General features: G+C 59.0%; 13 protein-coding genes. 10 read left to right on the top strand and 3 right to left on the bottom strand.

Annotation, left to right across the window (positions count from 1 at the left end):
* Positions 1–29 precede the first annotated feature (29 nt).
* Entirely contained in the window at positions 30–974 is a 945-nt protein-coding gene (gene choX, locus JFT91_RS03225) for a choline ABC transporter substrate-binding protein (protein WP_201231542.1), read from the bottom strand.
* Between the two features lie 191 nt (positions 975–1,165).
* On the opposite strand from choX, the gene JFT91_RS03220 reads away from it, so the two are divergent.
* Together JFT91_RS03220 and JFT91_RS03215 are read left to right on the top strand one after the other, a co-directional pair.
* Positions 1,166–2,113, top strand: coding sequence for a GlxA family transcriptional regulator (locus JFT91_RS03220; RefSeq protein WP_201231541.1), 948 nt, complete (start codon positions 1,166–1,168; stop codon positions 2,111–2,113).
* 75 nt (positions 2,114–2,188) lie between these two features.
* Complete coding sequence (locus JFT91_RS03215) at positions 2,189–3,172, top strand: hypothetical protein (RefSeq protein WP_201231540.1); 984 nt, start codon at positions 2,189–2,191, stop codon at positions 3,170–3,172.
* Between the two features lie 42 nt (positions 3,173–3,214).
* Here the strand turns inward: JFT91_RS03215 and JFT91_RS03210 are convergent, their stop codons facing one another.
* The gene (locus JFT91_RS03210; protein ID WP_201231539.1) at positions 3,215–3,637 is read right to left on the bottom strand and encodes a DUF3010 family protein; all 423 of its coding nucleotides are present in this window, start codon (positions 3,635–3,637) and stop codon (positions 3,215–3,217) included.
* Positions 3,638–3,684: 47 nt separating this feature from the next.
* Positions 3,685–4,086: a lysozyme inhibitor LprI family protein gene (locus JFT91_RS03205; protein ID WP_201231538.1), complete on the bottom strand. Its 402-nt coding sequence runs from the start codon at positions 4,084–4,086 to the stop codon at positions 3,685–3,687.
* 234 nt (positions 4,087–4,320) lie between these two features.
* On the opposite strand from JFT91_RS03205, the gene JFT91_RS03200 reads away from it, so the two are divergent.
* From JFT91_RS03200 to JFT91_RS03165, 8 genes are all read left to right on the top strand, one after another.
* Positions 4,321–5,298 (top strand): dipeptidase, encoded by a 978-nt coding sequence (locus tag JFT91_RS03200; RefSeq protein ID WP_194935229.1) that lies wholly within the window; start codon positions 4,321–4,323, stop codon positions 5,296–5,298.
* A gap of 78 nt (positions 5,299–5,376) precedes the next feature.
* Complete coding sequence (locus JFT91_RS03195) at positions 5,377–5,907, top strand: DUF5943 domain-containing protein (RefSeq protein WP_201149178.1); 531 nt, start codon at positions 5,377–5,379, stop codon at positions 5,905–5,907.
* A 15-nt stretch (positions 5,908–5,922) separates the two neighbouring features.
* Positions 5,923–7,983 carry a dimethylglycine demethylation protein DgcA gene (dgcA, locus tag JFT91_RS03190; protein ID WP_201231537.1) on the top strand — a complete coding sequence of 687 codons (2,061 nt, stop codon included), beginning with the start codon at positions 5,923–5,925 and terminating at the stop codon, positions 7,981–7,983.
* A 169-nt stretch (positions 7,984–8,152) separates the two neighbouring features.
* A complete protein-coding gene (dgcB, locus tag JFT91_RS03185) occupies positions 8,153–10,102 on the top strand; it encodes a dimethylglycine demethylation protein DgcB (protein WP_201231536.1) in 1,950 nt (649 codons plus the stop codon).
* Positions 10,102–11,322 carry an electron transfer flavoprotein subunit alpha gene (gene etfA / locus JFT91_RS03180; RefSeq protein WP_201231535.1) on the top strand — a complete coding sequence of 407 codons (1,221 nt, stop codon included), beginning with the start codon at positions 10,102–10,104 and terminating at the stop codon, positions 11,320–11,322. The genes dgcB and etfA overlap by 1 nt, the downstream gene beginning before the upstream one ends.
* Positions 11,323–11,331: 9 nt before the next feature.
* Positions 11,332–12,102, top strand: coding sequence for an electron transfer flavoprotein subunit beta (etfB, locus tag JFT91_RS03175; protein ID WP_201231534.1), 771 nt, complete (start codon positions 11,332–11,334; stop codon positions 12,100–12,102).
* Between the two features lie 137 nt (positions 12,103–12,239).
* The gene (locus tag JFT91_RS03170; RefSeq protein WP_201231533.1) at positions 12,240–12,806 is read left to right on the top strand and encodes a GNAT family N-acetyltransferase; all 567 of its coding nucleotides are present in this window, start codon (positions 12,240–12,242) and stop codon (positions 12,804–12,806) included.
* Between the two features lie 949 nt (positions 12,807–13,755).
* Complete coding sequence (locus JFT91_RS03165; protein WP_201231532.1) at positions 13,756–17,208, top strand: GMC family oxidoreductase N-terminal domain-containing protein; 3,453 nt, start codon at positions 13,756–13,758, stop codon at positions 17,206–17,208.
* Positions 17,209–17,278: the final 70 nt, after the last annotated feature.

Below are 17,278 nucleotides of genomic sequence, written 5' to 3'. Positions count from 1 at the left end.
CGGGGCTGCGAAGCGTTATTCGTGGTGAGTTATTTGCTGGTCAACTGGAGGTTTTCAGCGGCCGGTTTGCCGTCGAATGTGGTGACACCGGCAAGCCAGCGCTGCTTGTCTTCAGGGTGATCCTTGAGCCATTGCTTGGCCGACTCAAAGGCATCCTTGTGATCGAGCAATGGCTGCATCATCCGGCTCTCGTCCTCGGCGGTGAACGTCAGGTTGGTCAGCAGACGGCCTACGTTCGGGCACTGCTCGGCGTATTTCGGCGCGGTCACAGTCCACACGGTGGCCATGCCTTCGTTCGGGCCGAGGGCGTCGTCGCTGCCGGTCAAATAGGTCATCTTGACGTTGACGTTCATCGGGTGCGGCGCCCAGCCGAAGAACACCACGGCCTCTTTGCGGCGCACCGCGCGGTCGACGGCGGCGAGCATGCCGGCCTCGCTGGACTCGACCAGTTGGAATTTGCCGAGGCCGAACTGGTTCTTGGCAATCATCGCCTTGATCTGTGTGTTGGCGCCCGAGCCCGGCTCGATCCCGTAGATCTTGCCGCCCAGTTCTTTTTCGAATTTGGCGATGTCTGCGAAGGTTTTCAGGCCGTTGTCGGCCAAGTAAGTCGGCACCGCCAGAGTCGCACGGGCGTCTTTCAGGCTTGGTGCTTCAAGGACTTTGACCTGATTGGCGTCGACGAACGGCGTGATGGTCTGGGTCATCAGCGGGTTCCAATAGCCGAGGAACAGGTCCAGGCGCTGATCGCGAATCCCGGCGAAGATGATTTGCTGGGACGCGCTGGTTTGTTTGGTGTTGTAGCCGAGGCCGTCGAGCAGGACCTGGGTCATGGCACTGGTGGCGATCACGTCGGTCCAGTTGACCACGCCCATGCGCACGTTCTGGCACGCTGCCGGTTCGGTCGCCATGACGCTGGCGCTCAAGAAAGCGGTACCGCTGAGTGCAAGAACACAGCTGCTGATCAGTCGTTTCATGTCGGGTTCCTCGGCAGGTCGTTATTGTGAGTTCCGGTGTCTGGTGCGCCGGTGATGCAAAGTTACGCAGCAACGCGCCGGTGAAAGCGCACTGCGGCGACTGGCATTTGCACTGTAGCGACCTGCGCGCTTGAATGCCGAAGACAACTGGCGTATCAACATCTCACGCTACCCGCCAACCGAGTGCGCCCATGTCCCAGGATTTTTACTTCTTGCTGATGCCGGGGTTCTCCGCCATCGGCTTTATTTCTGCCATTGAACCGTTGCGTGTGGCCAACCGCTTTCGCGGCGAGTTGTATCGCTGGCATGTGCTCAGTGCCGATGGTGGGGCGGTGCTGGCGAGCAATGGCATGTCGGTCAACGCTGACGCCGCGCTGGAGCCGCTGAACAAAGGTGCGACGTTGTTGGTGGTGGCCGGGTTTGAGCCGCTGAAATTTGCCACGCCAACGCTGGCGCATTGGCTGCGCCGACTGGACGTCGACGGCGTGACCCTCGGCGCCATCGACACCGGCAGCTTCGTCCTCGCCGAAGCAGGCCTGCTCGATGGCCATCGCCTGACCCTGCACTGGGAAGCTATCGACGCGTTCAAGGAATCTTATCCACAGCTCAGCGTGACGCAGGAGTTGTTCGAGATCGACCGCCGGCGCATCACCTCGGCGGGCGGTACGGCCTCCATTGATTTAATGCTCGATCTGATCGCCCAGGCCCATGGCCCGCAACTGGCGATTCAGGTCAGCGAGCAGTTTGTGTTGGGGAGGATTCGCCCGCGCAAAGACCACCAACGCATGGAAGTTGCCACGCGCTACGGGATCAATAACAAGAAACTGGTGCAGGTGATCGGCGAGATGGAACAGCACAGCGAGCCGCCGCTGACCACGCTGCAACTGGCGGAATCGATCAAGGTGACGCGTCGGCAACTGGAGCGCTTGTTCCGCCTGCACCTGAACGACACGCCGAGCAATTTCTATCTGCGCCTGCGCCTGGAAAAGGCCCGACAGCTACTGCGCCAGACCGACATGAGCGTGCTCGAAGTCAGCATCGCCTGCGGCTTCGAATCACCGTCGTACTTCACCCGCAGTTACCGCGCGAAGTTTGTTCGGTGTCCGAGGGAGGATCGAAGGGCTCTGAGTAAAATTTAAAGAAATTCCGATCGATGTCGATGAGCTGGTCTGGGTTTAAATCAAAGCTCAATGGAAGAGTAAGGTGTGTTGGATATGTTTTTTAATAGTGGAACTGAACTGAAGTATAAGAGTAGATCCCCGCTGACGAGTGAGGAGGTGCTCGAGGCTATTCATGAGGAGGTTTCCAACGATGAGAAAAAGAATAGAGGTGGAGCGATAGATAGAACGCTGAAGACTTATGTTGGGGATATTTTAGAAGTTCTTGAAGAGTTTAGGCGGGAAGAAAGGGATAAGAAAGAAGACGCTGAGTCAAGTGTTTGGCATGCGTTGCTGTTGTTGGCGATTATTGCAATTGTTCTGCTAGTAAATGGAACTCATGGTAATCCAGACTTTGATTGGCTAGATGAAAACAGTTTTGCATTTAAGATTTGGGGTACTGCACTTGCGATGCTTTATCTGGGAGTTCAGATAGAAAGGCTGTCAGTTTTCAGAAGTCTTTGGCAGTATGGGTTTACGAAGCTAATTGTATCAGTCAGTATTTCAGGGTTAGTGGTGTTTTCAACAGCGAAGGCTGCTAGCGCTATCAATAATGTATTCGCTGTCGATGCTTCGGTATTTTCATTCACATTGACATTTGTCTCTGCCTTGATAGTTTTCAAATATCTTTCATCATTTGTTATTGTGTTGGGTCTGGTTGCAGGAATTCATACGCTTAACTTTATTGGCTGGGTGAGATCTAAAAGTTGGAGTGATTGGTATGATTCGGTACCTATAAACTCATTCTTTTTAATTGTTTTCTCCATTGTTGTAATGGGTTTTTGTTGGGGGTGGTCGCATCGCTATTTGGATGATGAGTATATGCCTGAGAAGGTGTATAAGTTAGCTCGTGTGTTGGACTTCAATGATAAGCACGATTGCTCCAATGTTACGAGCGACATGCCGGTTGTTTTTATGGGGGCAAGCAAGGATATTGTTCTTGTGGATCCGAATAATACGCAAGTTGTTAGTGTGCAATCGTTCCTTGAAGATGGCGTAGAGGTTCCGTCTTCATTTGTTCGTAAAAAGTGTGATCTATAGGCATGAATAAAGCGATGTGGACCGTTTCGGTCCGCATCGTGATCATCTGGTGTTTTTTATAAGTGCCGAACACGCCGCTTTGTACGCCTCATGCTGATACTTGTTCAGCGTCCCGGGCAGCTCGAAATTATGCTTCTTCGCCTGCGCATTGATCGTCTGCGGCGACAACAACGTCACCTCACACCCATCCAGCAACTGAAACACACCCTCGATCTTGAACGTCGTCGGCCCACCGGCAAACTCACCCTTCTTGCTGCGCTTCTTGATCGCAATCCGATCAATCGAGTTCTCGCGCACAAACGACGCGACCTGCGCGGCGAAGCGCTTGACGTTAGCCGCCTCGTCGTCATCGTCGAGGGCGATTTTTTTTGTGCTGAGGGCAACGTGGCTCAGGGCCGAACCGTCGAGAGCGGCCACGGCGATGATCGCTTCGCTGCCTTTGATTTCGATGCCGCAGATGTTCATGTGATTACCTAGATTGGCTATAGACGGGCAGCTTACAGCGCAGATGCTTATTCCTGCCCAATCGACTCCAAAAATTCCGACCGCTCATCACTCATTCGCGCCACGCAGTCATTCTGCGCAATTTTGAACGCTTTGCTGCCTTCGGTAGCCGGGAACGCTTCCACCGCGCAATCGGCATCGCGTGTTTTCAGCCACTGCTGCTGAGCGGTCTTGATCTTCGCGGTGATGTCCGCCAATTGCGTGGCGTTTTTGCCGTACGCGGTCTGCATGCGTTCGTTCAGGCTGGCGTAGTTGTCCTTGAGCAGGTCTTCGGCGGTAGTGCGGCTGTAGGTCGAGCATTCCAGGGTCTGGACGTCGTTTTCCACCGCGTCGCACGGGTTGTTGTCGGACTCTTCGGCGGCGTGTACGCCGGTCGCAAGCAGGGCCAAGGCCAGGAAGATCGATTTCATTGATGTCGCCGCTCTAATCCAGTGGTGTATCCAAGATGCGGGAGATTCTGGCTCAAGCTTGGCGGCTTGAACAGGTGGCCGGTCGGGCCGCTTGGCGATGCTTTGTCGCGGATTGACGCTTTCGGCAATTCCCCTGTCGTTTTTGCACCCGGTCGCCCCGGCACCGAGGCATATGCTGGCCCCAAAGCGCCGGCAGACGATTCGGCGCATGAATCGCCAATAAGGGGACGCCTGATGAGCCCAGCCGAATTACACGCCGACAGCATCGTTATCGACGGTCTGATCATTGCCAAATGGAACCGTGAGCTGTTCGAAGACATGCGCAAGGGCGGTCTGACGGCGGCCAACTGCACTGTGTCGGTGTGGGAAGGCTTTCAGGCGACCGTGAACAACATCGCTGCCAGCCAGAAGCTGATCCGCGAAAACAGCGACCTGGTGATGCCCGTGCGCACCACCGCTGACATCCGTCGCGCCAAAGAGCAGGGCAAGACCGGCATCCTTTTCGGCTTCCAGAATGCCCACGCGTTTGAAGACCAGATCGGCTATGTCGAGGTGTTCAAGCAGCTCGGCGTTGGCATCGTGCAGATGTGCTACAACACCCAGAATCTGGTTGGCACCGGTTGCTACGAACGTGACGGCGGCCTGTCGGGTTTCGGTCGCGAGATCGTTGCCGAGATGAACCGCGTCGGCGTCATGTGCGACCTGTCCCACGTCGGTTCCAAGACTTCCGAAGAAGTCATCCTCGAATCGAAAAAACCGGTCTGCTACTCCCACTGCCTGCCGTCGGGCCTGAAAGAACACCCGCGCAACAAGTCCGATGAAGAGCTGAAGTTCATTGCCGATCACGGCGGTTTTGTCGGCGTGACCATGTTCGCGCCGTTCCTCGCCAAAGGCATCGATTCGACCATCGACGACTACGCCGAAGCCATCGAATACGTGATGAATATCGTTGGCGAAGATTCGATCGGTATCGGCACCGACTTCACCCAGGGTCACGGTCAGGACTTCTTCGAATACCTGACCCACGACAAGGGCTACGCCCGCCGTCTGACCAGCTTCGGCAAGATCATCAACCCGCTGGGTATCCGCACCGTCGGCGAGTTCCCGAACCTGACCGAAACCCTGCTCAAGCGCGGCCACTCCGAGCGCGTAGTGCGCAAGATCATGGGCGAAAACTGGGTCAACGTCCTCAAGGACGTCTGGGGCGAGTAAACCGCCGCACTTCTGAATCCTTTCCCCCGGCCGTCCGCGCCGGAGGCAACAAACCAAATTTTCTGGAGTTAAGTTTCCATGGCCAAGATCGCCCCGCAATTGCCAATCGAAGTCGACAGCGAGACCGGTGTCTGGACCTCTGACGCCCTGCCGATGCTCTACGTACCGCGGCATTTCTTCGTCAACAACCACATGGGCATCGAAGAGGTTTTGGGCGCCGAGGCCTACGCCGACATTCTCTACAAGGCCGGCTACAAATCCGCCTGGCACTGGTGCGAGAAAGAAGCTGAATGCCACGGCCTGGAAGGCGTCGCGGTGTTCGAACATTACATGAAGCGCCTGTCGCAACGCGGCTGGGGCCTGTTCAAGATTCAGGACATCGACCTCGACAAAGGCACGGCCAGCGTCAAGCTCGAACACTCGGCGTTCGTCTACGTCTACGGCAAGGTCGGGCGCAAGGTCGACTACATGTTCACCGGCTGGTTTGCCGGTGCCATGGATCAGATTCTTGAGGCACGCGGCAGCAAGATTCGCACGGTTGCCGAGCAAGTCTACGGTGGCTCTGAAGAAGGCCACGACGACGGGCTGTTCACCGTCAAGCCGTTGTAAGTCGAGGAACCCGCCATGGCTTTCGAAGCAATGTTCCAGCCGATCCAGATCGGCAAACTGACCATCCGCAACCGCGTGCTCAGCACCGCGCACGCGGAGGTCTATGCGACTGACGGTGGCATGACCACCGAGCGCTACGTCAAATATTACGAAGAGAAAGCCAAGGGCGGCATCGGCCTGGCGATCTGTGGCGGCTCCTCCGTGGTCGCCATCGACAGCCCGCAGCAATGGTGGAGTTCGGTCAACCTGTCGACCGACCGGATCATCCCGCACTTTCAGAATCTCGCCGACGCCATGCACAAGCATGGCGCCAAGATCATGATTCAGATTACCCACATGGGCCGGCGTTCGCGTTGGGACGGTTTCCACTGGCCGACCCTGATGTCGCCCTCGGGCATCCGTGAACCGGTGCACCGCGCCACCTGCAAAACCATCGAGCCGGAAGAAATCTGGCGGGTGATCGGCAACTACGCCCAGGCTGCGCGTCGGGCCAAGGCTGGGGGCCTCGACGGCGTTGAACTGTCGGCGGTGCACCAGCACATGATCGACCAGTTCTGGAGCCCGCGGGTCAACAAACGTACTGACGAATGGGGCGGCACCTTCGAAGGCCGGATGAAGTTCGGTCTGGAAGTGCTGAAGGCTGTGCGCGCCGAGGTCGGTGACGACTTCTGCGTGGGCATGCGTCTCTGCGGTGACGAGTTCCACCCGGACGGCTTGTCCCACGAGGACATGAAGCAGATCGCCAAGTATTACGACGACACGGGCATGCTCGATTTCATCGGCGTTGTCGGTTCGGGTTGCGACACCCACAACACCCTGGCCAACGTGATTCCGAACATGAGTTATCCACCGGAGCCGTTTCTTCACCTGGCGGCCGGGATCAAGGAAGTGGTCAAGGTGCCGGTGCTGCACGCACAGAACATCAAGGACCCGAACCAGGCCACGCGCATCCTTGAAGGCGGTTACGTCGACATGGTCGGCATGACTCGCGCGCACATCGCCGACCCGCACCTGATCGCCAAGATCAAGATGGGCCAGATCGACCAGATCAAACAGTGCGTTGGCGCCAACTACTGCATCGACCGCCAGTATCAAGGTCTCGACGTGCTGTGCATCCAGAACGCCGCGACCTCGCGTGAATACATGGGCGTGCCGCACATCATCGAGAAGTCCACAGGCGTCAAACGCAAAGTGGTGATCGTCGGCGCCGGCCCTGCCGGGATGGAAGCGGCCCGCGTCGCCGCCGAACGTGGCCATGACGTGACCCTGTTCGAGAAGAAAGAATTCATCGGTGGGCAGATCACTACTGCTTCGAAGGCGCCGCAGCGTGACCAGATCGCCGGTATTACTCGCTGGTTCCAGTTGGAGCTGGCGCGGCTGAAAGTCGATTTGCGTCTGGGCACAGCGGCCGATGCCGACACCATCATGGACTTGCGTCCGGACGTGGTAGTGCTGGCAGTCGGCGGTCATCCGTACCTGGAGCAGAACGAGCACTGGGGCGCCGCCGAAGGGCTGGTGGTCAGCAGTTGGGACGTGCTCGACGGCAAGGTCGCGCCGGGCAAGAACGTGCTGGTCTACGACACCATTTGCGAGTTCACCGGCATGTCGGTGGCCGACTTCCTCGCCGACAAGGGCAGCCAGGTCGAGATTGTCACTGACGACATCAAACCGGGCGTGGCCATCGGTGGTACGTCGTTCCCGACCTACTACCGCAGCATGTACCCGAAAGAAGTGATCATGACCGGCGACATGATGCTGGAGAAGGTCTACCGCGAAGGCGACAAGCTGGTCGCGGTGCTGGAGAACGAATACACCGGCGCCAAAGAGGAGCGGGTGGTCGATCAAGTGGTGGTGGAAAACGGCGTGCGTCCGGATGAGGAAATCTACTACGCGCTTAAAGAGGGTTCGCGCAACAAGGGTCAGATCGACGTCGAAGCGTTGTTCGCGATCCAGCCGCAACCGTCGCTGAGCGAAACGGGCGACGGCTACTTGCTGTTCCGCATCGGCGATTGCGTGGCGCAGCGCAACACCCACGCCGCGATTTATGACGCCCTGCGGCTCTGCAAGGATTTCTAACGGCTTGTGGATCCCTTTGTAGGAGTGAGCCTGCTCGCGATGAACGATAACGCGGTCTGCCTGATGTACCGCGGCGACTGAATCGCGAGCAGGCTCACTCCTACAGGAATCGGGCAAGGCATCCAGGTAGTTTGGCCTGCAAGACCCTGCGGTCTTTGGGAGCTTCACCATGTTGAACACCCTTCTTCCAATCCTGTTGTTCGCAGCCCTGGGCCTTGGCGTCCTCGGCGCGTTGCGGCGGGTAGCGATGTGGCGTCGGGGCCGGCCCTCGAAGGTCGATCTGATCGGCGGCCTGTTGGCTATGCCCAAGCGCTACATGGTCGATTTGCACCATGTCGTCGCGCGGGACAAATACATCGCCAACACCCACGTGGCCACGGCCGGCGGTGCGGTGGCGTCGATTGTGCTGGCGATTCTGGTGCACGGTTTCGGCCTGCATAACCGCATTCTCGGCTACGCATTACTGCTGATGACGGCAGTGATGTTCGTCGGCGCGATCTTCGTTTATCTGCGTCGGCGCAACCCGCCGGCACGACTGTCGAAAGGCCCGTGGATGCGCCTGCCGAAAAGCCTGCTGGCGTTCTCGGCGTCGTTCTTTCTGCTGACATTGCCGGTGGCCGGAATCCTCCCGGATAACTTCGGCGGTTGGCTGCTCGCGGTCATCCTCGGGATCGGTGTGCTGTGGGGCGTGTCGGAACTGTTTTTCGGCATGACCTGGGGCGGGCCGATGAAACACGCCTTCGCCGGCGCCTTGCACCTGGCCTGGCACCGTCGCGCCGAACGTTTTGGCGGCGGTCGCTCCACCGGTTTGAAGCCCTTGGACCTCAATGATCCGTCAGCGCCACTGGGCGTGGAAAAACCCAAGGATTTCACCTGGAATCAATTGCTCGGTTTCGACGCCTGCGTGCAGTGCGGCAAGTGCGAAGCAGCGTGCCCGGCGTTCGCTGCCGGCCAGCCGCTGAATCCGAAAAAGCTGATTCAGGACATGGTCGTCGGCTTCGCCGGTGGCACTGACGCCAAGTTTGCCGGCAGTCCTTATCCGGGCAAGCCTGTAGGCGAACACTCGGGCAATCCGCATCAACCGATCGTCAACGGTCTGGTCGACGCCGAAACCCTGTGGTCGTGCACCACCTGCCGGGCCTGCGTCGAGGAATGCCCGATGATGATCGAGCACGTCGACGCCATCGTCGACATGCGCCGTCACTTGACCCTGGAAAGAGGCGCGACGCCAAACAAGGGTGCCGAAGTCCTCGAAAACCTGATCGCCACCGACAACCCCGGCGGTTTCGCACCCGGCGGGCGGATGAACTGGGCGGCAGACTTGAACCTCAATCTGCTCAGCGAAAAGAAATCCACCGATGTGCTGTTCTGGGTCGGCGACGGTGCCTTCGACATGCGCAACCAGCGCACCTTGCGTGCGTTCGTCAAAGTGCTGAAAGCAGCGAAAATCGACTTTGCCGTGCTCGGTCTGGAAGAGCGTGACAGCGGCGATGTAGCCCGGCGATTGGGCGACGAAGCGACCTTCCAGTTGCTCGCCAAACGCAACATCCAGACCCTGGCCAAATACAGCTTCAACCGCATCGTCACCTGCGATCCGCACAGTTTCCATGTGCTGAAAAACGAGTACGGCGCCTTCGACGGTAACTACCTGGTGCAGCACCACAGCACCTACATGGCGGAAATCATTCAGGCCGGCGCGCTCAACCTCGGTCAGCACAAAGGCAACAGCGTGACCTATCACGATCCGTGCTACCTCGGTCGCTACAACGGTGAGTACGAAGCACCGCGCGAAGTGCTGCGGGCGCTCGGTATCGAAGTCAAAGAGATGCAACGTTCCGGCTTCCGCTCGCGCTGCTGCGGCGGCGGTGGCGGGGCGCCGATCACCGACATTCCGGGCAAACAACGGATCCCCGACATGCGCATGGAAGACATCCGCGAGACGGGTGCCGAGCTGGTGGCCGTGGGTTGTCCACAGTGCACGGCGATGCTCGAAGGCGTGGTCGAACCGCGTCCGCTGATCAAAGACATCGCCGAGCTTGTCGCCGACGCGCTGCTCGAAGACGCTGCGCCAGGCAAGCCGACTACGCCGGCCAAACGTGAACCTGCGGAGGCCCACTGATGAGCGACATTATCCGCCGCGACCCGCGCGCCGAATGGATTGCGCGCAACCGCCTGCATCCACTGCACGCGGCGATGCAACCGGCGCAACACAGCTGGATGGGCCCCAACGGCGTCATTCGCAAGAATCCGCACGGCATCGGCTTTATCGGTCCCAACGGCCTCAAGCGTATCGACCGCAGCGGCGCGCAACAGGGCGGGGCGGTCAAACGTTCGGCTACCGTGGAAGTGCAATTGCCGCTCCATCAAGTGCCGGCCCCGGCGTTCTACATCAGCGTGGTGCCGGACATGGTCGGTGGCCGCTTGAGCAGCCATGACCGTGACTTGCTTGGCCTCGCCCATCAGCTCGCCGGCCAGGACGGCGCGGTGTTGGCAGTGGTGTTTGGCGAGCACAAGGAAAGCGCTTTCGCCACCGCAGGTGTCGACCGCTTGCTGGTGCTGGAGGGCGAGGAATTCAGTGGTTATGCACCGGAGCAGCGAGTGCAAGGTTTGCGCGCTGTGGATAACCAGTTCAACCCGCGTCACTGGCTGCTGCCGGACAGTCGCAGCGGTGGCGGTGAACTCGGTCGACGCTTTGCTGCGGCATTGGGCGAGCGCCCGGCGACGAGGGTCTGGCAGGTCAAGGATCAAGCGTGCATCGGCCGCGCCGGTGCCGGGCTGCAAGACCTCGCGCGTCCACTGGCGCGATTGATTCTGGCGGCAGCGGAATGTGCCGAGCCGGTCAGCGAAACCCGTCATGAAGCACTGCCGGTGGAGTTATCCACAAGCGTGGTGCGCAGCCTGTCGCGAATCGAAGATCTCGGCGCGGTAGCGGTGGACCCGGCGGCAATTCCGATGGCCGAAGCCGAATTCATTTTCTCCGGTGGTAACGGCGTCAAGGATTGGCAGCTGTTCCACGAAACGGCGGCGGCGCTCGGTGCTACCGAAGGCGCGTCGCGGGTCGCCGTCGACGATGGCTTTATGGCGCGTGATCGCCAGGTCGGTGCGTCCGGCACCTGGGTTACGGCGCGGGTGTATGTCGCGGTGGGTATCTCCGGGGCGATCCAGCACCTGCAAGGCATTGGCGCTTGCGACAAGGTGGTGGCGATCAATCTCGATCCGGGTTGCGACATGATCAAGCGTGCCGATTTGTCGGTGATCGGCGAGAGCGCGGAAATTCTGCAAGCGTTGATCGACGCGGTCGCGGCTTACCGCAACGACGCCAAGCGCGATGCGGCTTAAGGAAACGCTATGAACACGAAGATTATCAGTCTGGTTTCAATCGGCGCCCACCCGACTTCCGGCAGGCCACGCCGCGCCGACCAGGATGCCCGCGCCGTGGAGCTTGGTCTGCAACTGGCTGGGGATAACCTGCAAGTGCTGCATGCCGGCGATGTCGCGGAACCGGCGCTGCGCGCTTATCTCGGTATGGGCCTGGAACAGATGCATGTGCTGGAACAACCGGCGGGTGCCGATGCATTGCCGGCGCTGACCGCGTATCTGCGGGATGCGGGGGCGCAGGTTGTTTTGACTGGCAGTCAGGCGGAAACCGGTGAAGGTTCGGGGATGTTGCCGTTTTTGCTGGCTGAGGGCCTGGGCTGGCCGCTGGTTGTCGGATTGGCACAAGTCGAGTCGATCAGTGACGGTTCGGCGCTGGTACTGCAAGCCTTGCCCCGTGGGCAGCGGCGACGGTTGAAGGTGAAACTGCCGTTTCTCGCGACTGTGGATAACGCCGCGCCGAAACCTCGGCAGAGCGCTTATGGCCCGGCGCGCCGTGGGGTGTTGAATGCCGATGACGTCGAAGTGCTGGACGATGAACTGCTGGCCGTCGCCACGTTGCAAGCGGCCAAGCCACGGCCCAAACGCCTGAAAGTGATCAAGGCCAAAAGCGGCGCCGACCGCATGAAAGCCGCCACCGCCAAAGCCAGTGGCGGCGGTGGACAAGTACTCAAAGGTGTCACCCCACAAGCTGGCGCTGAAGCGATTCTCAAGCTGCTGATCGAAGAAGGCGTGGTCCGCTGAAGAGCCCAGTGATCGCCGCCATAGGTGGGTGATCGACTGGCTGTCATTTGTTGACATGAAAAACCGCCCGTCTCCCGGTTGTTCCGGCTTTCAAACGCAGGTTAAAACAGCCGCTCAGACCTAGAGGAGTCAAGTGAATGACTGTTGAGTTTCGACCTGCCCGGCGCACGGATGCGCGCGACATTGCGCGTTTGTTTCAGATCTCCTCGGAGGGCGCCTCGGATTACATCTGGAGCCAATTGGCGGAGCCGGGCGAGCCATTGCTGGATGTCGGCGAGCGGCGTTATGCCCGCGACGATGTGGATTTTTCCTGGCAGAACTGCCTGATTGCCGAGGCCGAGGGCTGCGTCGTTGGCATGATGCACAGCTATGTCACACGCGAAGATCCAGACCCGACACCGCCCACCGATCCAGTGCTGGCGCCTTACGCCGATATGGAAGTGGCGGACACGCTGTACATCTCCAGCCTGGCGCTGCATGAAGGCTGGCGCAATCAAGGGTTGGGAGTACGCTTCCTCCAGCACGCCCAGACGCGCGCCGATCAACTCGCGCTTAAAGGCCTGAGCCTGATCGACTACGCCGCCAATACCGGTGCGCGTCGGTTCTATGAGCGACACGGCTTCAGCATCGTCAAAACCTGTCAGGTGACGCCGCATCCGATGATCCGGGTGACAGGTGAGGCGTATCTGATGCACCGCGCCTGATTTTGGTTATCCACTGACAGGGTTTTACGCACAATCCCTGTTGGCCAGTCTGTGGATAACGTGTTCGCCCTTCACTACAAGTCACGTCAACCGTGGCTTACAGACCGCAGATCAAAAAACAACCAACCTAAGTTGCGGTTTTTACGGGATTTTTCCACAGAGGGACAACGCCAGTTGCCCCCAATCTCTGTTGGCGCTTCTGTGGATAAGATGTTTGCTATCCGCTGCGGTCCTTATAAAACAAGGCTTTCGGAGGGTTGATCAATAACTGATCAAATCAGCCATTTGAATGCGCAATGCTGTTGAAACCTTCGAATTTTCACAGCCTCGGGCGTTTTTCCACAGCGCCTGTAAAGTTACCCCCGATCTCTGTTGGTGCTTCTGTGGATAACGTGTTCGCCATCCTCCGCAGACCATGTAAACCGTGGCTTTAAAAGGATTGATTAAAAAACACCCAATCGATATCGCAAAGTGTACTTCTGGATAAGTCACGGTTTTTCTTCACAAATCAGCCCGTTATTTTTCCACTCATCCACAGTTACCCCCATTTGCTGTGGGTGGCTATGTGGATAACTTGTTCGCCAAACCTCGCAAGCCCCGCTGCACATAGTCCAAACAGTAATTGGTCAGATTTCATACAGTTCTAAGTGGTTGCCTTGACTTCGATTCCTGCGCTGTCTTCACTGCAATGGCACAAGGACAGCCGTCACTTATCCACATCTGGTTCTGGGAGAACGCATGATGGATAGCCGCCGACATCGCCCAACCCCCTCGCCACGCAAGCGCACGTTACGTCGTGCGGCCAATCAACACGCTCGCCTGTAGCGCGTAAGTCCTGCCCCAACCGCTGTGCTGTCGCCGGGTTTGCCCCGGAGGCCAGGTGCTCGTTCGCCCATTGATTGCAGGCAACCGCAGAGTTGCCCCATCAGCCTGAGAAAGGATCAGTCTCATGACACGCATCGCAACGCCCATCAGCGAGATCAAGGAACATTACGACGTCATCGTCATTGGCTCCGGTTATGGCGGCGGCATTGCTGCCTCGCGCCTGTCCCGGGCCGGCAAACGTGTGTGTTTGCTGGAGCGCGGCCGAGAGATTCAGCCCGGCGAATACCCCAACACCATGATTGCCGCGACTGAAGAGTTGCAGGTGCACGATCCCGACGGCCATATCGGTTCGCGCACCGGGTTGTTCGATCTGCACGTCAACGCCCAGCAGAACGTGGTGGTCGGTTGCGGCCTCGGCGGTACATCGCTGATCAATGCCAACGTCGCCCTGGAACCTGAGCCAGGCGTGTTTGACGACCCACGCTGGCCGCAAGCCGTGCGTGAGCATCGCGACACGTTGCTCAAGGACGGTTACGCCCGCGCTCGGGAGATGCTCAAACCCAATCCCTACCCGAACACTGCACCCAACCTGCCCAAGCTCGATGCCAACAAGAAGTCCGCGGATTACCTCAAGCAAGGCGCGCATTTCTACAAACCGCCGATCAACGTGAACTTCGACAAACTGCCGAACAACCTCAACCATGTCGGCGTCGAGCAACTGCCGTGCAATCAGTGCGGCGACTGCGTGTCGGGCTGTAACAACAAGGCCAAGAACACCACGTTGATGAACTATCTGCCGGACGCCTGGAACCATGGCGCGGAGATTTTCTGTCAGGCCGAAGTGCGGCATCTGGAGCGCGACGGCGACGGCTGGATCGTGCACTTCCAGACCCTGGACAGTGGTCGCGAACTGTTCTCGGCGCCGACCTTGTTTGTCAAAGCCGACATCGTCGTGGTCTCCGCCGGCACCCTCGGCTCCACCGAAATTCTCCTGCGTTCACGGGACAAAGGCCTGGTGATGTCCGGTCAGCTCGGCGAGAACATGAGCGGCAACGGCGACATTCTCGGCTTCGGTCACAACTGCGAGCAGACCATCAACGGTATCGGTTTCGGCGCGCACCCGGCCAAGGAACTGCACCCGGTCGGGCCATGCATCACTTCGGTTATCGACATGCGCACCGAAGGTGATTGGCGTAGCCGCATGGTTATTGAAGAAGGCTCGATCCCTGGCGCGCTCGGCCGGCCGATGGTGCCGAGCATGGCCGGATTCGCCGAGATGATCGGCGTAGCCAGCGACGACAGTTTCAGCGGCAAAGTGAAATACAAGGAACGCGAAGCGGAAAGCTTTCTGCGCGGCCCGTATTACGGCGCGCTGCACAACATGCAGACCTACCTGATCATGAGCCACGACAGCGGCCAAGGGCGCATGGTGCTGGATGGCAAGGATCAGTTGCGCATCGACTGGCCGGGTGTCGGCGATCAGGAGAATTTCAAGCTCGGCAATGATCGCCTGCACCAGAGCACCAAGGCGCTCGGCGGCGTGTGGGTCGAGAATCCGATCTGGACCAAGCTGCTCAAGCACAGCATCGTCTCCGTGCATCCGTTAGGCGGTTGCGTGATGGGTGAAGACGCCGCGCAAGGCGTGGTCAATCACAAGGGCCAGGTGTTCAGTGGCGCTGCCGGCACCGATGTCTACGCCAATCTTTACGTGACCGACGGCGCGGTGATTCCGACGTCGCTGGCGGTCAATCCGCTGCTGACAATCTCTGCCGTGAGCGAACGCAACATGGGCCTGCTCGCCGCCGACCGGGGCTGGCAGATCGACTACACGCTACCGTCGGCGCCACGCAAACCGGTGGCGCCGCCAACCCTCGGCGTGCAGTTCACCGAGACCATGAAGGGCTATTTCTCCCGGGCCTTCACTGCTGCGCAAAGTACTGATCTGCAGGTTTACGAAGCGGCGGCCAAGCGCGGCGAGGCGGACAACTCGCCGATCGACTTCACCCTGACCATTACCGCCAACGACCTCAACCGCATGATCAAAGAGCCGGAGCACGCCGCAACCATCGTCGGCACGGTGAACGCCCCGGCGCTGTCGCCACAACCGCTGACCGCCAGCAACGGCGTGTTCAACCTGTTCGAGCAATTCGAGCAGCAGGTTGATACGCGCCACATGAAATACGACATGAAACTGACCGCCGAGGACGGCAACGACTACTTTTTCAGCGCCTTCAAAACCGTGCCGGAAGACGACGGCGTGCTGAACATCTGGCACGACACCAGCACTTTGTACGTGACGCTGTATCGCGGGCCGGACAAGTCTGGCGAGGTCATCGGCTCGGGGGTGATGCACATTCATCCGACCGATTTCGCCAAGCAGATGACCACCATGAAAGTGCTCAATGCGCGTAACGAACGTGAGCGCATCGAAGGGCTGGCGCGCTTCGGCAAGTTCTTCGCCGGGATCCTCTGGGAGAGTTATGGCGGGGTGTTTGCCGGCGATATCTACTTCAACCCCGACGCGCCGCCACGGCTGAAACGGCCGCTGGATGCGCCCACCCCGGCGGTGCATTTCTTCCCCACCGAGGACGACGTAGAACTGCGCCTGACTCGTTATCAGGCCGGCAGTAAAGGTCCGGTGATGCTCGTGCATGGCTTGGGCGTCGGTTCGAATATCTTCTCCACCGACACCATCCAGACCAATCTGCTCGAATACCTGTGCAAGCACGATTACGACGTCTGGCTGCTGGATTTTCGCGTGAGCATTCTGCTGCCGGCGAGCAAGAAGGAGTGGAACGGCGACCAGATCGCTCAGTACGACTTCAAGGCCGCCATCGCGCAGATTCAGCAGGAAACTCAGGCGAAAGACGTGCAGTGCGTGGTGCATTGCTACGGCGCGACGACGTTCTTCATGTCGCTGCTCGCCGGTTTGCAGGGCGTGCGTTCGGTGGTCTGCTCGCAGATTGCAGCGGATACGGTGGTTGCCACCGCCACCGGATTGAAGGCCGGGCTGCACCTGCCGGGGATGCTCGATGCCATCGGCATCAAATCGATGACCGCATACGCAGACAGCAAGGAAAACTGGTTCAACAAGCTCTACGACAAGGCCCTCAACGGCTACGCGCGGATCGAAGCGCAAGGCTATTGCACCAACCCGGTGTGCCACCGCATCACCTTCATGTACGCCTCGCTATATCGCCACGACACCCTCAACGAAACCCTGCACGACAATCTGCATGAGTTGTTCGGCGAGTCGAACATCGAGACCTTCGAGCACCTGGCACTGATCGTGCGCAAAGGGCATCTGGTGGATTTCAAAGGCAACGATGTGTACATGCCGCACTTTGATCGGCTGACCATGCCGATCTGCTTTATCAGCGGCGCCGATAACCAGTGTTATCTGCCGGAAAGCACCCTAAAGACCTACCAGCGTTTGTGCGACATGCACGGGCCGGAGCGCTATAGCCGGCAGGTGGTGCCGGGCTACGGCCATATCGACTGCATGTTCGGCAAGAACGCGGTGGTCGATGTCTACCCGATCATCCTTGAGCACCTGGAGAAAACCGCCCTGGGCTGACAGGCGTTACTGAACTTCGTGCTGAGGAGATCCCCTGTGGTGAGGGGATTTATCCCCGTTGGGTCGCGAA

This window comes from Pseudomonas sp. TH08 (genome assembly GCF_016651275.1).
In the GTDB taxonomy this organism is placed as follows: domain Bacteria; phylum Pseudomonadota; class Gammaproteobacteria; order Pseudomonadales; family Pseudomonadaceae; genus Aquipseudomonas.
The sequence above is the reverse complement of the archived record's forward strand: the minus strand, read 5'-3'. Positions and strand labels throughout refer to the sequence as shown.